At 66.6% G+C, this 18,144-nt stretch carries 16 protein-coding genes; 12 read left to right on the top strand and 4 right to left on the bottom strand.

From position 1 onward, the window contains the following. Positions 1-128 precede the first annotated feature (128 nt). The 3 genes from AC1DQK_RS13695 to AC1DQK_RS13685 form a co-directional block, all read right to left on the bottom strand. Positions 129-1,163, bottom strand: a complete 1,035-nt coding sequence (locus tag AC1DQK_RS13695) for an LLM class flavin-dependent oxidoreductase (RefSeq protein WP_477871364.1) — start codon at positions 1,161-1,163, stop codon at positions 129-131. A gap of 62 nt (positions 1,164-1,225) precedes the next feature. Continuing rightward, entirely contained in the window at positions 1,226-1,765 is a 540-nt protein-coding gene (locus AC1DQK_RS13690; protein WP_477871362.1) for a peroxiredoxin, read from the bottom strand. A 62-nt stretch (positions 1,766-1,827) separates the two neighbouring features. Then, positions 1,828-2,799 carry a retroviral-like aspartic protease family protein gene (locus tag AC1DQK_RS13685; protein ID WP_477871360.1) on the bottom strand — a complete coding sequence of 324 codons (972 nt, stop codon included), beginning with the start codon at positions 2,797-2,799 and terminating at the stop codon, positions 1,828-1,830. A 138-nt stretch (positions 2,800-2,937) separates the two neighbouring features. Between AC1DQK_RS13685 and AC1DQK_RS13680 the strand changes: the two genes are divergently transcribed. From AC1DQK_RS13680 to AC1DQK_RS13625, 12 genes are all read left to right on the top strand, one after another. Then, complete coding sequence (locus AC1DQK_RS13680; protein WP_477871358.1) at positions 2,938-3,279, top strand: hypothetical protein; 342 nt, start codon at positions 2,938-2,940, stop codon at positions 3,277-3,279. Between the two features lie 21 nt (positions 3,280-3,300). After that, positions 3,301-4,143 (top strand): OmpA family protein, encoded by an 843-nt coding sequence (locus AC1DQK_RS13675; protein ID WP_477871356.1) that lies wholly within the window; start codon positions 3,301-3,303, stop codon positions 4,141-4,143. Between the two features lie 165 nt (positions 4,144-4,308). After that, positions 4,309-5,832, top strand: coding sequence for an efflux transporter outer membrane subunit (locus AC1DQK_RS13670; protein WP_477871354.1), 1,524 nt, complete (start codon positions 4,309-4,311; stop codon positions 5,830-5,832). Next, positions 5,832-7,229, top strand: coding sequence for an efflux RND transporter periplasmic adaptor subunit (locus tag AC1DQK_RS13665; protein WP_477871352.1), 1,398 nt, complete (start codon positions 5,832-5,834; stop codon positions 7,227-7,229). Before AC1DQK_RS13670 ends, AC1DQK_RS13665 begins: the two co-directional genes overlap by 1 nt. Continuing rightward, positions 7,219-7,947: an ABC transporter ATP-binding protein gene (locus AC1DQK_RS13660; RefSeq protein WP_477871350.1), complete on the top strand. Its 729-nt coding sequence runs from the start codon at positions 7,219-7,221 to the stop codon at positions 7,945-7,947. The genes AC1DQK_RS13665 and AC1DQK_RS13660 overlap by 11 nt, the downstream gene beginning before the upstream one ends. Before the next feature lie 124 nt (positions 7,948-8,071). Then, complete coding sequence (locus AC1DQK_RS13655; protein WP_477871348.1) at positions 8,072-9,280, top strand: ABC transporter permease; 1,209 nt, start codon at positions 8,072-8,074, stop codon at positions 9,278-9,280. Then, entirely contained in the window at positions 9,277-9,951 is a 675-nt protein-coding gene (locus AC1DQK_RS13650) for an EF-hand domain-containing protein (protein ID WP_477871346.1), read from the top strand. Before AC1DQK_RS13655 ends, AC1DQK_RS13650 begins: the two co-directional genes overlap by 4 nt. Then, complete coding sequence (locus AC1DQK_RS13645; protein ID WP_477871344.1) at positions 9,948-10,652, top strand: response regulator; 705 nt, start codon at positions 9,948-9,950, stop codon at positions 10,650-10,652. The genes AC1DQK_RS13650 and AC1DQK_RS13645 overlap by 4 nt, the downstream gene beginning before the upstream one ends. Positions 10,653-10,660: 8 nt before the next feature. Beyond that, positions 10,661-12,094: a sensor histidine kinase gene (locus AC1DQK_RS13640; protein ID WP_477871342.1), complete on the top strand. Its 1,434-nt coding sequence runs from the start codon at positions 10,661-10,663 to the stop codon at positions 12,092-12,094. A 190-nt stretch (positions 12,095-12,284) separates the two neighbouring features. After that, a complete protein-coding gene (locus tag AC1DQK_RS13635; RefSeq protein ID WP_477871340.1) occupies positions 12,285-13,544 on the top strand; it encodes a thiamine pyrophosphate-dependent enzyme in 1,260 nt (419 codons plus the stop codon). A gap of 145 nt (positions 13,545-13,689) precedes the next feature. Further along, entirely contained in the window at positions 13,690-14,694 is a 1,005-nt protein-coding gene (locus tag AC1DQK_RS13630; protein WP_477871430.1) for an alpha-ketoacid dehydrogenase subunit beta, read from the top strand. 4 nt (positions 14,695-14,698) lie between these two features. After that, positions 14,699-16,036 (top strand): dihydrolipoamide acetyltransferase family protein, encoded by a 1,338-nt coding sequence (locus tag AC1DQK_RS13625; RefSeq protein WP_477871338.1) that lies wholly within the window; start codon positions 14,699-14,701, stop codon positions 16,034-16,036. A 38-nt stretch (positions 16,037-16,074) separates the two neighbouring features. Here AC1DQK_RS13625 and AC1DQK_RS13620 read toward each other — a convergent pair whose 3' ends face one another. Then, positions 16,075-18,135 carry a transglycosylase domain-containing protein gene (locus tag AC1DQK_RS13620; RefSeq protein ID WP_477871336.1) on the bottom strand — a complete coding sequence of 687 codons (2,061 nt, stop codon included), beginning with the start codon at positions 18,133-18,135 and terminating at the stop codon, positions 16,075-16,077. Positions 18,136-18,144: the final 9 nt, after the last annotated feature.

The following is an 18,144-nucleotide window of genomic DNA, read 5'->3' as shown; positions in this document are numbered from 1 at the left end:
GGGAGAATCCTGCAACTATCAGGCTGAGCGGGAAACCGCACGGCTCGCTTATGACGCGATAGCGAGCGCAAGCAGCGGGATGGCATCGGCGACCCCAATCCCCCCCGATGGTAAGCGCCGCGCGCTGATCAGGCCGCTTCGGCCGTCTGCCGCATCCCGAACGCCTCGGCGACCAGCTCGTAGGAGCGCCGCCGCTTCACATGGTCCGGCATGATGTTGACAAGCATCATCTCCTGCGCGCCATAGAGCGCGGCAACGCTCTCCAGTTCTGCGCGCACTTCGCGGCCATTTCCCAGCAGCATGCGCCGGTCTCGCCGGGCGGCGCCCACATTGTCCCGTGCCCAGTCCCTGGCCGTCTCGACCGAAGGGACGCGGATCGTCTTGCCGGCGATGAGGTGGGCGAACATCATCGCGAACGGCATCGCCAGTTCCTCCGCTTCCCCGCGGTCGGTAGCTGCGATGGTCCATATGCCGACCATCACATGGGGTTCGCCGCACCAGATCGAGGGCTGGAAGGCGCGCCGGTATATCTCCGCGAGCGGCACCGCTTGCGGATTGATGAAGTCGGCGATGCAATAGGGCAGACCCATTTCCCCGGCCCATCTGGCGCTGTCGGGCGAGGAACCGAGCATCCATGGCGCGGGCGATCCGTCGGTGCCGTCCGGCAGCGTCTGGGCCAGGGTCGCGAAAGGATGATCGGCAGGCAGGCTGTCCGACAGATAGGCGAGCAGTTCGGCGACATGATTGGGGAAATCATCCGACGGGATGCGACGCGAACGATCCCGCTGCAGCGCATAGGCGGCGCGCTGGTCCGATCCGGGCGCGCGGCCGAGGCCAAGATCGACGCGACCGGGCGCTATCGCCCCGAGCAGCCGAAACGTCTCGGCGATCTTGAAGGGAGAGAAGTGGGGCAGCATGATCCCGCCCGATCCCACCCTGATCCGCTTTGTGGCCAGTGCCACGGGACCGATCAGCGCTTCCGGAGCAACGCCGACGATGCTCTTCGAGGCATGATGCTCGGCAAGCCAGTAGCGATCATAGCCCAGTGCATCGCAGCTTCGCGCCAGATCGAGGGTGTTGCGCACCGCCTCGGCGGCGCTCGATCCCTCCTCGACGGGAGACTGGTCGAGCACGGACAGACGGAAGGAGGCGGGGTTGGTCATGCGCCCGATGTAGGAAGTTCGCGCGAGTTGTCCAAGCGCATGGGCATGCGCCGCCGCCGAAGTTAATGCGCGGCCTTCCAGGCCTTCACCGCATCCATGGTGCCGGTGACATGTCCGGCCGGGCTCATCGCGGTGTAGGCGAAGATCACCTTGCCGTCGGGGGCGATCACATAGGAGGTGCGATTGGTACGGCCGGGCACCAGCGCCAGCGCGACATCATAGCCCTTGATCATCGCCGGCGTCGCGACGCCGACCGCGAATTTGTTGCGGCATTCCTGGACCGAGAATTTGTTGAGCTTCTCGATCGGGTCCGCCGCCATGCCGATTACCGTGGCGCCCATCTTGTTGAAATCCTCGGTCGCTTCCGCAAACTGATGGGCCTCGACGGTGCAACCCGAGGTGAAGGCGGCGGGGAAGAAATACAGCACCACCGGACCCTTCTTCAGCGCCTTGGCCAGCGAAAAGCCGAAATCCTTGCCGGCCAGCGACGCCTGGGTCTCGAACGCCGGAGCCTTCGTGCCGATGGCGATGGCGGCTTGCGCCGCGCCGAAGGGCAGAGCGAGGATGGCGAACAGGCTTATGGCTTTCGGCAGGGCGCGCATGGCAGTCTCCAATCACAGGCGCACCAGTCTAGCGACGATATGCGGGGCGTCCAGCGGAAGGATCAACCGCGCTTCGGCGGCAGGTTCTCGGCCATGCGCGGCATCGGCGCCGTCAGCGCATCCCCGTTCAGCAGGAAGCGGACGTTGCGATTGGCGAAATCGATCGAGACGCGGTCGAAAGCATGCAATGCGTCCATGCCCAGCAGGAGCGCCGGCTTGGAGTCCAGGCCCAGCCGGTGAAAGATCTGCACGTCCGCAAAGGCGATCGGCATGTCGTTGATGCTCACGCCGCCGATCCGCACATGCCGGATATAGCTATAGTCCGCCATCGTCTGGCCACCGGTGACGCTGGTGATGGTGATCGGCACGAAAGGTCCGAGACGGTGGCGCTTCGCCAGTTTCGCCCGCAACAGCGGGTTGCCGATCGACACGGCCGAGCCGGTGTCGATGATGACGCTGATCTTCTGTCCGTCGGCGTCCGCATCGACCAGGATGAGCTGGCCGAGCCTGCGGCGCGCGGTCACGACGATCTCATCGCTCGCCACGGGCATCGCGCGGGACGCGTCGCTGATCGACATGCGCATCTTGCGGAAATCCATGATCACCCGCTTGGTCTGCAGGCTGTCGATGCCGAGCATGCCGACGGCGCCGAGATGATCTTGCGACAATATCGGCGCTTCGAGATCGGACAAATGGCTGCGGCTCGAGGTCAGGCGGAGTTCCGCGACCAGCGCCGTCTGAACCTCGTCCATGCCTGCGATGCTGAGCAGCGTGACGGGCTTTGCCGGTGCCAGTGTCAACCGGTCGGCCAGTTCGCGTGAGATGACCGTGCGTTCGGCGCCGGTGTCGACCACGAAATGATAAGGGCCGCCGCCGTTGATGGTCACGGGCACGGTCAGTCGCGCACTAAGGTCGCGACCGCCCTGGACCTGCTCGCTGTCGGCGACGTCGGGCGTCGCAGCCGGGAGCGCGCAGGCGAGCAGGGCAAGCGCGGCGAAGCCCGCAACGTCGCGGCAGATCGGCGGGATCCTCATCGTCGGCTCCTCTCCAGCTGTTGCGGCAGAATACGCCTTTGCGGGCACGGCCACAATCGGGCGTGCCGATTCGGATACGGAACCGGAGCAGCGACCGCCGGTTTAGCGACGATGCAGTAGTATGCGGAGAGTGAGATCATGAAAAAACTGCTTTATATCGCCCTCGCGGCGGCGAGCCTCTCGGCGCTCGCCGTGCCCGGCGCGGCCATTGCCGGTGACGAGGATGACGCGCGGGTCGCCATCGCAGCGGCCAAGGCCAAGCTCGACGCGGCCGAGAAGGCCGGTGTCGGCGGCAATGCCGGCGATGTCCTCAATCGCAGCCGCAGCGTCCTCGACGAGGCCAATGCCAGGTTCCGCAAGGACGAGGATCGCCACGCGCTGGTGCTGGCGCAGGAAGCGGACGCACTCGCCGATCTCGCGGCGGCAACCGCCGAGCTGCGCGCGCTGGAAAATGAGCGCTCGAAGATCGCTGCGAACTGATCGGTTGAAGAGGAAGATATAATGAACAAGCTCATGCTCAGCCTCGCGGCCGCCACGGCGCTCGCGGGCGTCGCCGGCCCTGCCTTCGCCGACAAGACCGACAAGCTCGTCACCGACGAATATCGCGAGAAGATCGCCGTCGCGCGCGCCGAACCCGGCGTCGCCGAATATGGCGCGGTCTATCTCGATCGTGCGTCGGACCGGATCGCCAAGCTCGACAAGAAGCTCGACAATGACAAGTCCGGCCAGGCCGAAGCCGTCGCCGGGGAAATCAACGCGCTGATCGAGACGGCGCGGACGCGTGCCCGCATCGCCATGCTCAAAGCGGATGTCGAGCGCGCCAAGGCGCAGGCGGCAGCCCAGACCAATGAGAAGGTCGCCGACGCGCAGGCGACTGCCGCCAGCGCCCAGGCCGATGCCGCTGCGGCGCGCGCCGAGGCCGATCGGCTCAAGGCGAAGATGCGCGACTATCAACTCAAGCAGACCCAGTTCGGCGCAACCCTGGTTCTCCAGGATGTCGTGTTCGAGACCGGCAAGGCCGACCTCAAGGCCGGGTCGGCCCAGCGGCTTCAGCCGCTCGCGCAATATCTCCAGGCCAATCCCGCGGTGAAGGTGCGGATCGACGGCCACACCGATTCACAAGGGGCGGACGCCTATAACCAGCAGCTGTCGCAGGCGCGTGCCGAGGCGGTGCGGACGGCGCTGGCCGGCATGGGCGTTGCGTCCGACCGGATTACGGCGGTCGGGCATGGCGAGACCCAGCCGGTGGCCGACAACAAGATCGCCGCGGGCCGCCAGCAGAACCGCCGCGTCGAAGTGACGCTGGTCGGCCAGCAGGCGGACGCTTTCGCCGCGGCAAACTGACGGCAGGCGACCATCAGCGCGCTATTCGCCCGTCCGCCACCTCGGCGGGCGGGCGTTTTGCCGTTCGCCTTGTTGCGGGCTGGCAACGAAGCGGATTAAGTGCCCCCGTCACGGGATTTCAGCGGTGACATCGCGCGACATGAAAAGGACTCTAGAAGCGTCGGCATGAAGACGGACGATCGCCCTGCCCAAGCCGTGCGCCCCGGCCTTGCGCTGGCAGTGTTGCTGCTGTCCGCGTGCAATGCGGGCCCGGATTATCGGCCGCCCACCGCTTCCGCGCTCAAGATTCCCGATCAGTTCCAGTCATCCTCCACGATCACGCCCGAGCAGGACATGGTCGACCTCGCCCGCTGGTGGGAGAGCTTCGAGGATCCGGTGCTTACCCAACTGGTCGATCGCGCCTTTGCCGGCAATCTCGACGTCGCCGCCGCTGGCGCGAGGCTGCGCCAGGCGCGCGCCAACCTGCGCGGTGCGCGGGGCCAGGCGCTGCCCTCGGTCGACGCCAGCGCCTCGGTTTCTCGGAGCATCGGCAATGACGGTTCGTCGATCATCGATCCTGCGACCGGGCAGACGATAAGCCGCGGCGGTGACAGCACCGTCTATCGCGGCGGCTTCGATGTGGCGTGGGAGGCCGATCTGTTCGGCGGCATCCGCCGCTCGATCGAAGCGGCCAGGGCATCGGCCGAGGTCGGCGAGGCCGACCTGCGCTTCACTCAGGCGAGCATCGCCTCGGAGGTCGGGCTCAACTATGTCGACGCCAGGCTCGCCCAGATCCGGCTGCGCATCGCCCGCGAAAACCTCTCTTCCCAGGACGATACGCTGGAAATCGTCGGCTGGCGTCGTCAGGCCGGGCTGGTCTCGAGCCTGGACTATGAACAAGCGCGGCAGCTCCGCGCCCAGACCGCGGCGTCGATCCCGACGATCGAAAACGACTATAGCACCGCAGTGAATCACATCGCCGTGCTGCTGGGGGAGGCGCCCGGAGCCGTCACGGCGCTGATCGATCCGCCGGCCTCGATACCGCTCGCCCCCGGCGTCGGTGCGCCCATTCCGGCGCAGGTCATCGAGCGTCGGCCCGACGTCGCGAGCGCCGAACGGGCGCTGGCCGCCGAAAGCGCGCGGGTCGGTGTCGAAACCGCGCAGCTCTATCCAGCGCTGCGGCTGTCGGGCACCTTCGCCGGCTCGGCGACGTCCGTGGGAAATCTCGTCGGCAACGGCATCGGCAATCTGATTGCCGGCATCACCGCGCCGATTTTCGAAGGGGGGCAGATCCGCGCTGCGATCCTCGGCCAGCGCGCTGCCGCCGATGCGGCCTATGACGCTTATCGCAAGGCCGTCCTGACCGCGCTCGAGGAGGCGGAGAATGCGCTCAAGGGCCGGGAGGTGGCCGAGCGGCGCGAGGGCGATCTGGTGGTGAGCTACGAAGCTGCGAACAATGCGGCGACCTATGCCCGCCTGCAATATCGCTCCGGCCTGATCGATTTCCAGACGCTGCTCGATGCCCAGCGCAGCCTGTTGTCCACGCAGGATGCGACGGCGACCGCCCGCGCAGCCCGCGCCAGTGCTACCATCCAGCTCTACAAGGCGTTGGGTGGCGGCTGGCAGGCCGCCCCGATCCCGGCGCCTGGCCCGTTCGAAGATCGCGGAAATACGGCCGAGCTACCCATGCAGTCCGAAAAGAGACCTTGATGGACGAGACCGACAAGCAACCTTCACCGCCGCCAGCGTCGTCGCAGCAGGATCTGGACGAATTCCTGGGCATCGAGCCGGCATCGCCGCGCGCGGCGCTGTTCCGGCGGATCGGCATAGGGCTTGCGATCCTCGTCGTGCTGGTGATCCTGTGGCGGCTGATCTTCGGCGGCGACGACAAGGCTGGATATGCGACGCGCCCGGTAGAGCGCGGAGACCTCACCGTCGTCGTTTCCGCGACCGGCAACCTCGCACCGACGAACCAGGTCGAGGTCGGTTCGGAGCAGTCGGGCACAGTGGTCGAGGTCTATGTCGATAACAATGATCGTGTCCGCAAGGGCCAGCTCCTCGCCAAGCTCGATCCGTCGCGGCTCGAGGATTCGGTGAACCAGGCGCAGGCGGGCCTCGCGTCCGCCCAGGCCGGAGTCCAGCAGGCCGAGGCCACCGAGCAGCAGGCGCGTGCGACGTTGCGACGACAGGAGAGCGTCTGGCGATTATCGGGCGGAAAGGTTCCGTCCGCGACCGAACTGGACGTCGCGCGGGCCGATGCCGCCCGCGCGGCGGCCGGCGTTGCGACCGCGCGTGCGGCGGTCGACCAGGCGCGAGCAACACTGTCCTCTGCACAGACGGCGTTGTCGAAAGCCTTCATCAAGTCGCCGGTCAACGGCCAGGTGCTCTCGCGATCGATCGAGCCCGGCCAGACCGTCGCCGCTTCGCTCAATGCTCCGGTGCTCTTCACCATCGCCGAGGACCTCCGCCAGATGCGGCTGGAGGTGAAGGTCGACGAAGCCGATGTCGGGCAGGTTCGCAAGGGCCAGCGCGCGACCTTCACGGTCGATGCCTTTCCCGGCCGGACCTTTCCCGCGACGATCGAACGAGTCGACGTCGGCGCCAACGCCACGACCGGCGGCACGTCGAACACCACCGCGACGAGCAGCGCGGCCACCAGCGGGGTCGTCGCCTATACAGCGCGCCTGACGGTTTCCAATGGCGACGGGCTGCTTCGGCCCGGCATGACCGCGACCGCGGACATCATCACCACCGAAAAGAAGAATGTCCTGCTGGTGCCGACCGCTGCGCTGCGCTTCTCGCCCGATCGCCAGCGCGCCGCGAGCGAGAGCGGCGGGCTCGCCAGCGTGCTCGCCCCCCGGCCGATGCGCCGCAACAGCGGCAGCGCCAAGGAGGCTTCGATCGGGCGCGGCAGCAAGCAGACGGTCTATGTCGTGGCGGAGGGCGGCGACACGCCGCAGCCCGTCCAGATCACCGTCGGCGAGAGCAATGGCAGCCAGGCGCAGGTGACCGGCGGCGATCTGACCGAAGGCACCCAGGTCGTCATCGGCCAGTTTGCGGCCGACGGCCAGGGCGCGGGAAGCGGGCAGCGGCGCAATGGCCAATGACATCGCCATCGGCGAGACGCTGATATCGCTGCGCGGGGTAACCAAGGTCTTCGGCGAGGGGGCGACAGCTTTCGCCGCGCTCAAGGGCGTCGACATCGATGTCGCCCGCGGCGACTTCGTCGCGGTGATGGGGCCGTCGGGGTCCGGCAAGTCGACGACGATGAACATCCTCGGCTGTCTCGACGTGCCGACCGCCGGTATTTTCCTGTTTCGCGGCCATCATGTCGAACGGCTGGAGCGCGATCAGCGGGCACTGCTGCGCCGACGCTATCTGGGCTTCGTCTTCCAGGGCTTCAACCTGCTGGCGCGCACCACCGCGCTCGAGAATGTCGAATTGCCGCTGGTCTATCGCGGCGAGGACAAGATCACCCGCCGCACTATGGCCATGTCGGCGCTCGACAAGGTCGGCCTCGCCGACTGGTGGGACCACACGCCGGCGGAGTTGTCCGGGGGCCAGCAGCAGCGCGTCGCGATCGCCCGGGCGATCGTCACCCATCCCGATGTGCTGCTCGCGGACGAGCCGACCGGCAATCTCGACAGCGAACGCTCGGTCGAGATCATGGAACTGCTGTCCGACCTCAACCGCAACAGCGGCATCACCGTGCTGATGGTGACGCACGAACCGGACATGGCCGCCTATGCCCACACGATCATCCACTTCCGCGACGGCCTGGTCGAGCGGGCCGAGGCGACCAGCGGCCCAGGGGTGAGGGCGTGACCCTCTTGCGTTCCCCACTCGTCGTTCCAGCGAAAGCTGGAATCTCATGCGTCGTTGGCGCGCATTCATCTCCTGGGATTCCAGCTTCCGCTGGAATGACGATTCGTTTCGCCGGATCGTCCTGATGTACGCCACGACCCTCCTCCTCGCGGTGCGCGAGATCCGGCGGCACCTGTTGCGATCCTTCCTGACGATCCTCGGCATCGTCATCGGGGTGTGGGCGGTGGTCACGATGGTCACGCTCGGCAATGGCGCTACCGCCGCGGTGAAACAGCAGATTTCCAGTCTCGGCTCGAACGTGCTCCAGGTCCGTCCCGGCCAGGGCTTCGGGCGCGGCGGCGGCGGGCCGCAGCCGCCCGACTTCAAGATCGAGGACCTCGACGCGATCCGCAGCCAGATCGTCGGGGTGACCGCGGTCGCGCCGCTGGTCCAATCGACCGGCCCTGCGGTCTACAACGCCGCCAACTGGTCGACGACCGTGAACGGCACCAACAGCGAATATTTCGTCGCCCAGCCGTGGAGGTTCAGCAGCGGGCGATCGTTCAGCCCGGCCGAGGAGCAGGGCGGCAAGGCGGTGTGCATCATCGGCAACACCGTCCGCACCCGGCTGTTCCGCGGCACCGACCCGGTCGGCAAGCGCTTCCGGATCAAGAATATCTCCTGTGAGATCATCGGCACGCTCGCCGCCAAGGGGCAGGGCGGCTTCGGCAACGATCAGGATGATGTCGTGCTGATGCCCTACAAGGCGGTGCAGCGGCGGATGACCGGCAATCGCGACGTGCGGACGATCATGGTATCTGTCGACGCCGCCTATGACAGCCAGCAGATCCAGGCGTCGTTGCGCAAATTGCTGCGCGATCGCCGTCACCTGACCGCCGACACCGAGGACGACTTCAACATCTTCGATACCAAGCAGATTTCCGACACGCTGCAGGGCACCACCCAGATCCTTACCTCGCTGCTCGGCGCGGTGGCTGCGGTTAGCCTGCTGGTCGGTGGCATCGGGATCATGAACATCATGCTGGTGTCGGTCACGGAGCGGACCCGCGAGATCGGCATACGCCTCGCCATCGGCGCCGTGGCGCGCGAGGTGTTGCTCCAGTTCCTGGTGGAGGCGGTGACGCTTGCCTGTCTCGGCGGACTGCTCGGGCTGTTCCTCGCGCTGGTTTCGACGATCCTTCTCGCGCCGATGCTGCAGGTGCCTTTCATCTTCGATCCGCAGATCAACCTGCTCGCCTTTTTCTTTTCGGCGCTCATCGGTGTGGTATTCGGCTATTTCCCGGCACGCCGTGCGGCGTCGCTCAACCCGATCGAGGCTTTGCGGCACGAATGAAACGCGCGTTCCTCCTGCTGGCGGCGATGGCAGCGCCTGTCGCTGCACGGCCGGTCGCGCCGGCGGCGGCTTGCTCCGAGCCCGTGAAGCCGCAGCTGTTCATATCGCCGATGGGCGAACCCTTCCGGCCGAACGGGGACAACGACAATCCGGTCAAACGCTGGTTCGACGAGGCCGATCGTGATCATGACGGCAAGCTGACGATCGGCGAGATGATGCTCGACGGCGACCGCTTCTTCGCAACGCTCGACAAGGATCATAGTGGCGAGCTGCTGCCCGACGAGGTCTATGCCTATGAGCAGGATGTCGCCCCTGAGATCCGGCTCTACCAGCGCCGGCCCGAACCCGATCGCATCGCCGGCGGGGAGCGCGGCGAGGAGCGGCCGCGTGCGCAGCGGCGCAGGCCGGGCGGGCTTGGCAGCGACGGTGCGACGGGAGCCGGTCGCTATGGTCTTCTCAATATCCCCAACCCGGTCGCGTCGGCCGACGACGATATCAACCGCGCCGTGTCTGCCAAGGAGTTCCGCGCCGCCGCAGCCGAGCGCTTCCGTGACCTCGATCCCAACCAGAGCAAGGAGCTGAGCCTGGCCCAGTTGCCGAGCACGCCGGCCCAGATCGCCGCCAACGCCGCCTGCATTGCCGGCGTAAGGGACGCGAAGGCGCGGCGATGAGCAGCGCCAATCCCGCGATCCTGGTGGTCGACGATGACGCCGACCTGCGCACGCTGATAACCGATTTCCTGCGCGCCAACGGCCTGCGCGTCGAGAGCGCGGCCGATGGCGCCGAGATGGATGCCCGCATCGCCGCGGAGCGGCCCGACCTGATCGTGCTCGACCTCATGATGCCCGGCGAGGACGGGCTGTCGATCCTGCGGCGGCTCCGCAAGCCGGGCGGACCGGCGGTGATCATGCTGTCGGCGATGGGCGAGGATACCGACCGCATCATCGGGCTGGAGGTCGGCGCCGACGACTATCTCGCCAAGCCGTGCAATCCCCGCGAACTGCTCGCCCGCATCCGGGCGGTGCTGCGCCGTCGCGGCGACGAGGCGGCAGGGGCGACTGGTGGTGCGGTGCGGCGCTTTGGTCCCTGGTCGCTCGACATCGTCCAGCGCGAAGTGCGGCGGCTCGACGCTGCGGCGGCGCCGCTTACCGATGCCGAGTTCCGGGTGCTGGCAGCCTTTCTCGACCGTCCCCAGCGGGTGCTCAGCCGCGATCAGTTGATCGAGGCGGGCAAGGGCATCGACAGCGATGTGTTCGACCGCGCGATCGACGTGACGATCAGCCGGCTGCGCAAGAAGCTGGGGCCCGACGATCCGATCCGGACGATCCGCAACGAAGGCTATATGTTCACGCTGCGGGTCGAGGGCGAGTAGAACAGCGGATGAAGCGCGCGCGCGGCCCCGCCCTGTCGATCTTCTGGCAGACGCTGCTGCTGCTGCTCGCCAGCGTTGCCGCAGTGTTCGTCGTCACCGTAAGCTTGTTCCTGTCGTCGCCGCCGCCGCGTCCCGACTTCAACAGCCTCTCGGATATCGCCGAGGCTTTGTCGGGGCGTCGCGTCGCGCGCAGCCCGTCCTGGCAGGCGATCACCATCCCGCGCGATCGTGACGGCCGGCTGGCGGAGCCGCTGGAGCCCCCCCGTTCCGATTATGAGGAGCGCGAGCGCGAGCGGCGGCTGAGCGCCATCCAGACGATATCGGTGCCGCAGCCCGAGCATGAGATGATCGCCATACCCTATTTCACGGCACGCCTCGCGGCCCAGATCGGCGTGCCCATCGATCGCGTGCGCCTCTATTTCGATCCCGACCAGCGCGGCCATATGCCGTTTCGTGCGAATGGCGACCGTCGGGTGATCATGCGCGGCGGCGAACCGATCTTCTTCGATACGGTGGTGGCCGGCCTGCGGACGGAGGCCGGCTGGCGGGTGGTGCGCACCCCGCCGCGCGCCTGGCTGGCGCCATGGCAGATCCGGGTCCTCGCGCTGTTCGGCCTGAGCATCCTGGCGGTGATTCCCTTCGCCTGGGTCTTCGCCCGCGCGCTCGCCAGGCCGATCCGCCGGATCGCCGAGGCCGCAGACCGCATGGGGGCCAATCCGCAAGCCCCGCTGATCGTCGAGGAGGGGCCTGCCGAACTGCGCGTCACCGCCCATGCCCTCAACCGGATGCAGCAGCGGCTGCTTGCCTATCTCACCGAACGCACCAACATGATCGGCGCGATCGCGCACGACTTGCGTACGCCGCTGGCGCGGATCGCTTTCCGTATCGAAGGCGCGCCCGACCAGATGCGCGAGAAGATCCAGGGCGATATCGAGCAGATGCGGGCGATGATTGCCGCGACGATTTCGTTCGTGCGCGACACGGCGCGGATCAGCATCGTCGAACCGGTGCGGCTCGACGCGCTGCTCGCCGATCTGGCAGCGGGCGAGCGCGAGATCGGGAGGCCTGTCACCTTGGGCGAGGTCGAACCGGCGGCGGTCGCGGGCGATCCGATGGCGCTGAGGCGTCTGTTCCAGAACCTCATCGACAATGGCGTCGCCTATGGTGGCGGGGTCGAGATCGGGCTGGCCTGCGACGATGGAGACGCCCTGGTCCGTATCGCCGACCGCGGACCCGGCGTCCCCGCGAAGAATCTGGAAACGATGTTCCGGCCGTTCGAGCGGGGCGAACCTTCGCGTAATCGCTCGACTGGCGGGATCGGCCTGGGCCTGAGCATCGCACGCGCGATCGCGCAGGAACATGGCGGCGGCCTGACGCTGGCGAATCGCGAGGGCGGGGGGCTACAGGCGATTTGCCGGTTGCCGGCCCTTCCTGCGAAGTGACCGGACAACCTTTTGTTTCGCGACCTTCGCTCCACGTCACAGGAAATTTCCCGGCGCATGCCACGCCCGACAGGATCAGGCGTTCGCTAGCTACAAGCGTCAACGGCTTTGTAATTTTATATCGCGATGTTATTATTTCCTGACTAAGCCGCGCGCTCGCCTGGGCCACGGCGTCGAGAGGATCCTGTCGATGACCGGCCGTAACCTGCCGCCCCTGTCGCTCCACGTACCGGAGCCGCCGTTCCGGCCGGGTGAGCCGGCCGATTACAGTAGCTTCGAAATGCCGGTTGCCGGTGCAGTGGCGCGGCCCGCGATCGATGCCCGGCCCGCCGATATCCGCGACCTGAGCTATACGATGGTACGCGTGCTCGACGGCGAAGGGCGGGCGCAGGGGCCGTGGGATCCGCACCTTAGCCCCGAAACGTTGCTGAAGATGCTTCGTAGCATGGCGCTGACGCGCGCATTCGACGAACGGCTCTACCGCGCCCAGCGGCAGGGCAAGACCAGCTTCTATATGAAATGCACCGGTGAGGAGGCGACGTCGGTCGCGGCGGCGCATGCGCTCGACTATGACGATATGTGCTTTCCCAGCTATCGCCAGCAAGGGTTGCTGATCGCGCGCGACTGGTCGATCGTCGACATGATCAACCAGATCTATTCGAATCGCGCGGATCGACTGAAAGGCCGGCAGCTGCCGATCATGTATTCGGTGCGCGAGGCCAACTTCTTCTCGATCTCCGGCAACCTGACCACCCAATATCCGCAGGCTGTCGGCTGGGCGATGGCCAGCGCGGCCCGCGGCGATACGCGGATCGCTGCGGCCTGGTGCGGCGAAGGTTCGACCGCGGAAGGCGACTTCCACTCGGCGATGACCTTCGCCTCGGTCTATCGCGCGCCGGTCATCCTCAACGTGATCAACAATCAGTGGGCGATTTCATCCTATTCGGGCTTTGCCGGCGCGGAAGCTACCACCTTCGCAGCGCGTGCGATCGGCTATGGCATCGCGGGGCTACGGGTCGACGGCAATGACGCTTTGGCCGTATATGCCGCGACCCAGTGGGCGGCCGATCGTGCGCGCGGCAACCATGGCCCAACCCTGATCGAGCATTTCACCTACCGCGCCGAGGGACATTCGACATCGGACGATCCGAGCAAATACCGCTCGGCCGAGGAGAGCAGCAAATGGCCGCTGGGCGATCCGATCGTGCGGCTCAAGCAGCACGTCATCGCGCTCGGCCTCTGGGACGAGGAACGCCACGCCGCGATGGACCGCGAAGTGGCCGAGCTGGTTCGGACGGCCCAGAAAGAAGCCGAGAAGAACGGCGTCCTGCAGGACGGCCTGAAGCAGTCGTTCGACAGCATGTTCGAGGATGTGTTCGAGGAGATGCCCTGGCATCTCAAGGAGCAGTCGCAGCAGATGCACGACGAACGCAAGGCAGCGGGGATATGAGGGCAGCATCCTCCGTTCTCCCAGCCGTCATTCCAGCGAAAGCTGGAATCTCCCTGTTCTTCATCTCCGAAGGCAAAGAGATCCCAGCCTTCGCTGGGATGACGCGGTCCAGGGATCGGGCAGCATGACCGGCGAGACCCGCACCATGAACATGATCCAGGCGATCAACTCCGCATTGGAGGTCGCCATGGCCCGAGACGACAGGATCGTCGTGCTCGGCGAGGATGTCGGCTATTTCGGCGGCGTCTTCAAGGTGACCGAAGGCCTGCAGAAGAAGTACGGCAAGACCCGCGTGTTCGATACGCCGATCAGCGAGAACGGCATCATCGGCGTCGCGGTCGGCATGGCAACCTATGGGCTGCGGCCGGTGCCGGAGATCCAGTTCGCCGACTATATCTATCCCGGGCTCGACCAGCTCGTCTCGGAGGCGGCGCGGCTGCGCTACCGCTCGGCGGGCGAGTTCACCGCGCCGATTACGCTGCGCACGCCGTTCGGCGGCGGCATCTTCGGCGGCCAGACCCACAGCCAGAGCCCCGAGGGCATCTTCACCCATGTCGCGGGCGTGAAGACGGTGATCCCGTCGAATCCCTATGATGCCAAGGGCCTGCTGATCGCGGCGATCGAGGATAATGATCCCGTCATCTTCTTCGAGCCGAAACGCATCTATAACGGCCCGTTCGACGGCCATTATGACCGGCCGGTTTCACCTTGGGCGAAGTTCGCCGAGAGTGCCGTGCCCGAAGGCCATTATACCGTGCCGCTGGGCAAGGCGAAGATCGTCCGGCCCGGTGAGGACGTCACCATCCTGAGCTACGGCACGATGGTGCATGTCGCGCTCGGCGCGATCATGGAGAGCGGGATCGATGCCGAACTGATCGACCTTCGCACGCTGTTGCCCCTCGATATGGAGACCATCGCCGCCTCGGTGAGGAAGACCGGGCGTTGCGTCGTCGTGCATGAGGCGACCAAGACCAGCGGTTTCGGTGCCGAGCTGTCGGCGCTTGTCCAGGAACATTGCTTCCATTCGCTGGAGGCGCCGATCCAGCGGGTCACCGGCTGGGACACGCCCTATCCCCATAGCCTCGAATGGGCTTATTTCCCCGGCCCGGTGCGGCTGACCGAAGCGCTCAAGCGCGTCATGCAGGATTGATCCGATGGCCATCTATAGCTTCAGGCTCCCCGACATCGGCGAAGGCATTGCGGAGGCGGAGGTCGTCGCATGGCATGTCGCGGTGGGCGACATGGTCGAGGAAGACGCGCCGCTCGCGGATATGATGACCGACAAGGCGACGATCGAGATGACCGCACCGGTGGCGGGCAAGGTCGTCCGGATCGCCGGCGCGATCGGTGACATGGTGGCGACCGGATCGGTTCTCGCCGAGTTTGAGGTCGAGGATGAGGCCGAGGCGACACCGACCATCGAGGTCGCCCCGAACGAGGCGGCGCAGGTGGTGAAGCCGGATCCGATACCTTCTCCCCCCCGCCTCCGGGGAGAGGACGGGGAGGGGAGGAGTGTTGGAGGGTCCGGCGTTGCGCCAGTCTCTGGCTCGGCCCGTCTTCCTGTCCAGCAAGGCAGCTCTTTGGTCCATTCGGGGGATGGACCTGCTGCCTTGCTCCCCAATGGGGAGAAGGAGAAAAAAGTCCTTGCTTCCCCCGCCGTCCGCCAGCGCGCGAAGGATCTTGGCGTCGATCTCGCGCAGGTGAAGACCGCCGAACCCGGCCGCATCCGCCATGCCGACCTCGACGCCTTCCTCAGCTACAATGCCGGCGGCGGTTATCGTCCGGCGGGCGGCGGGCGTGCCGACGAGCAGGTCAAGGTGATCGGCCTGCGCCGGCGCATCGCCGAGAATATGGCCGCGTCGAAGCGCGCGATCCCGCACTTCACTTATGTCGAGGAGATCGACGTCACCAAGCTGGAGGAACTGCGTGCCGATCTCAACGCAACGCGCGGAGAAAAGCCAAGGCTCACCCTGCTGCCGCTGCTGATCAGCGCGATCTGCAAGGCGCTGCCCGATTATCCGATGATCAACGCGCGCTATGACGACGAGGCGGGCATCGTCACGCGCTCGGGCGCGGTTCACCTCGGCATGGCGACGCAGACCGAGGCGGGCCTGATGGTGCCGGTGATCCGCAACGCCGAGAGCCGCAACATATGGCAGCTGGCGGGCGAGATCGTCCGCCTCGCCGAGGCCGCGCGCAGCGGCAAGGCGAGGTCTGAGGAACTGTCGGGCTCGACGCTCACCATCACCTCGCTCGGCCCGCTCGGCGGCATCGCCACCACCCCGGTGATCAACCGCCCCGAAGTGGCGATCATCGGCCCGAACAAGGTGGTCGAGCGTCCGGTTTTCCGCGACGGGCAGGTCGTCGCCGCCAAGCTGATGAACCTGTCGATCAGCTGCGACCACCGCGTCGTCGATGGCTGGGACGCGGCGAGCTTCGTCCAGGCGATCAAGCGGCTGATCGAGACGCCGGCGCTGCTGTTGGTGGACTGACCCATTGTCCCCCGCAATTGGGGAGGGCATGTTTATCGCTACTGCGGGTGCGGCGGACGGTTGTCGACGCCCCTCAGGAAGTCCGATCCCAGCGATGTCCGCGGTGCCGGTGGCGGAGCGACCCGCACTGGCGGTGGTGGAGCGGCTCGCACTGGCGGCGGCGGGGTGACGCGTACCGGCGGTGCCTGCGGCTCGAAACCGTCCTCCGGCTCCGCGGCCGGCTCCGTGCCATCCTGCAGCGGCATCCCGTCGGCATCGACCAGGCCATCGTCGGGTGCGCCCATATAGGTTTCATCGTCCGGCTCGAGCTGGAACTCGGGCAGCGTGATCTCGGTCTCGAACTGTTCGACCGGCCGCCTGGCCACCGCAACCTTCATGAAATCGGCGAAGGCCCGGGCCGGAGCGCGGCCGCCCTGCAGCCCGGCAACGGTGCGGGCATCGTCGCGGCCCATCCACACGCCGGTGGTGATGCCGGAGGAGAAGCCGAGGAACCAGCCATCCTTGTTCGACGAGGTGGTACCGGTCTTGCCCGCCACCGGCCGGCCGATCTGGGCGGCGCGGGCGGTGCCGGTGTTGACGGCAGTCTGCAGCAGGTCGGTCAGCTCGGCGGCGACCCACGGTGCGACCAGCACGCGATTGTCGTCGACCGGGTGCTGGTACAGCAGGTCGCCCTTCGCGGTGGTCACCTTGACGATACCATAGGGCACCACCGCCACGCCCTTGCGGGCGACGGCGGCGAAGGCGCGGGTCATGTCGATCAGGCGGACGTCGGAGGTGCCGAGCACCATTGAAGGATGGGTGTTGAGCTTGCTGCTGATGCCGAAGCGGTGGGCCATGTCGGCGACGGTGTCGAAGCCGACCTGCGAGCCCACCTTCGCGGCGACGGTGTTGATCGAAAAGGCGAAGGCTGTGCGGATGTCGATCGCGCCGGCATATTCGCGGTTGCTGTTGCGCGGGCTCCAGCCTTCGATCTCGACCGGCTCGTCGGTCACCGGCGTATCCGGCTTCATGCCGGATTCCATCGCCGCCAGATAGACGAACAGCTTGAAGGCGGAGCCGGGCTGGCGCTCCGCCTGGGTGGCGCGGTTGTAGATCGACGAGACATAGTCCCGGCCGCCGACCATCGCGCGAACCGCGCCATCGCGGTCGAGCGCCACCAGCGCACCCTGCGTGCCTGGCGGAGCATTGGCGCGGATCGCCGCATCGGCGGCGCGCTGCATCGCCGGATCGATCGTCGTCCAGACGTCGATTGGCTCGACCTGCTCGTCGACCAGCTGATCGAGCTGGGCCAATGCCCAATCGGTGAAATAGCGCACCGCATTCTGGTCGCGTCCGGCGGCGAGGCTGATCTTGGAGAGGTCGACCGCCTCGGCCTCGGACGGAGTGATCACGCCGGCGTCCTGCATCACGTCGAGCACGACCTTGGCGCGGCCGATCGCCGCGTCACGGTCTGCGGTCGGCGAATAATGCGACGGCGCCTTGACCAGGCCGGCGATGATCGCGCTTTCTCCGAGGTTCAGCGTGTTGGCCGAATGATCGAAGAATTTGCGGCTCGCGGCGTCGATGCCATAGGCGCCGCCACCGAAATAGACCCGGTTGAGATACAGCTCGAGGATCTGCTCCTTGGAGAATTTCCGCTCCATCGCCAGCGCCAGGATGACTTCCCTGAATTTGCGGCCGAAACTGTAGGCGTTGGTGAGGAAGATGTTGCGCGCGAGCTGCTGCGTGATCGTCGACGCGCCCTGGAGCCGCCGGCCTTCGCCCTTGCGCTGCCAGGCCAGCCAACCCGCCCGGGCCATGCCGATCGGGTCGATGCCGGGATGCATGTAGAAGCGGCGGTCCTCGACCGCGACCATCGCCTTCTTCATCGTCGAGGGGATGCGGTTCGACGGCAGCCAGTCGCCATAGCTCGGCCCTAGCGAGACGATCACCGAACCGTCGGCGGCGCGCACGCGGACCATCTGGCCGTTCGGGCTCGATTTCAATTCTTCGAAACCGGGCAGCGAGGCCATTGCGATCAGCACTGCGATCACCAGCGCGCCAAGCCCGGCCAGCGTGGCGAACAGCGTGAATTTGAACAGGGTCCTCAGCCAATTCATGCGGCTAGT

The organism is Rhizorhabdus sp. P4_G5, assembly GCF_056401065.1.
Note: the sequence above shows the minus strand (reverse complement) of the source record. Positions and strands in the feature narration are given on the sequence as shown.

Coding starts and splice junctions, on each gene's coding strand:
- AC1DQK_RS13695 (WP_477871364.1), bottom strand. CDS start 1,163: ATGACCAACCCCGCCTCCTTCCGTCTGTCCGTGCTCGACCAGTCTCCC.
- AC1DQK_RS13690 (WP_477871362.1), bottom strand. CDS start 1,765: ATGCGCGCCCTGCCGAAAGCCATAAGCCTGTTCGCCATCCTCGCTCTG.
- AC1DQK_RS13685 (WP_477871360.1), bottom strand. CDS start 2,799: ATGAGGATCCCGCCGATCTGCCGCGACGTTGCGGGCTTCGCCGCGCTT.
- AC1DQK_RS13680 (WP_477871358.1), top strand. CDS start 2,938: ATGAAAAAACTGCTTTATATCGCCCTCGCGGCGGCGAGCCTCTCGGCG.
- AC1DQK_RS13675 (WP_477871356.1), top strand. CDS start 3,301: ATGAACAAGCTCATGCTCAGCCTCGCGGCCGCCACGGCGCTCGCGGGC.
- AC1DQK_RS13670 (WP_477871354.1), top strand. CDS start 4,309: ATGAAGACGGACGATCGCCCTGCCCAAGCCGTGCGCCCCGGCCTTGCG.
- AC1DQK_RS13665 (WP_477871352.1), top strand. CDS start 5,832: ATGGACGAGACCGACAAGCAACCTTCACCGCCGCCAGCGTCGTCGCAG.
- AC1DQK_RS13660 (WP_477871350.1), top strand. CDS start 7,219: ATGGCCAATGACATCGCCATCGGCGAGACGCTGATATCGCTGCGCGGG.
- AC1DQK_RS13655 (WP_477871348.1), top strand. CDS start 8,072: ATGTACGCCACGACCCTCCTCCTCGCGGTGCGCGAGATCCGGCGGCAC.
- AC1DQK_RS13650 (WP_477871346.1), top strand. CDS start 9,277: ATGAAACGCGCGTTCCTCCTGCTGGCGGCGATGGCAGCGCCTGTCGCT.
- AC1DQK_RS13645 (WP_477871344.1), top strand. CDS start 9,948: ATGAGCAGCGCCAATCCCGCGATCCTGGTGGTCGACGATGACGCCGAC.
- AC1DQK_RS13640 (WP_477871342.1), top strand. CDS start 10,661: ATGAAGCGCGCGCGCGGCCCCGCCCTGTCGATCTTCTGGCAGACGCTG.
- AC1DQK_RS13635 (WP_477871340.1), top strand. CDS start 12,285: ATGACCGGCCGTAACCTGCCGCCCCTGTCGCTCCACGTACCGGAGCCG.
- AC1DQK_RS13630 (WP_477871430.1), top strand. CDS start 13,690: ATGAACATGATCCAGGCGATCAACTCCGCATTGGAGGTCGCCATGGCC.
- AC1DQK_RS13625 (WP_477871338.1), top strand. CDS start 14,699: ATGGCCATCTATAGCTTCAGGCTCCCCGACATCGGCGAAGGCATTGCG.
- AC1DQK_RS13620 (WP_477871336.1), bottom strand. CDS start 18,135: ATGAATTGGCTGAGGACCCTGTTCAAATTCACGCTGTTCGCCACGCTG.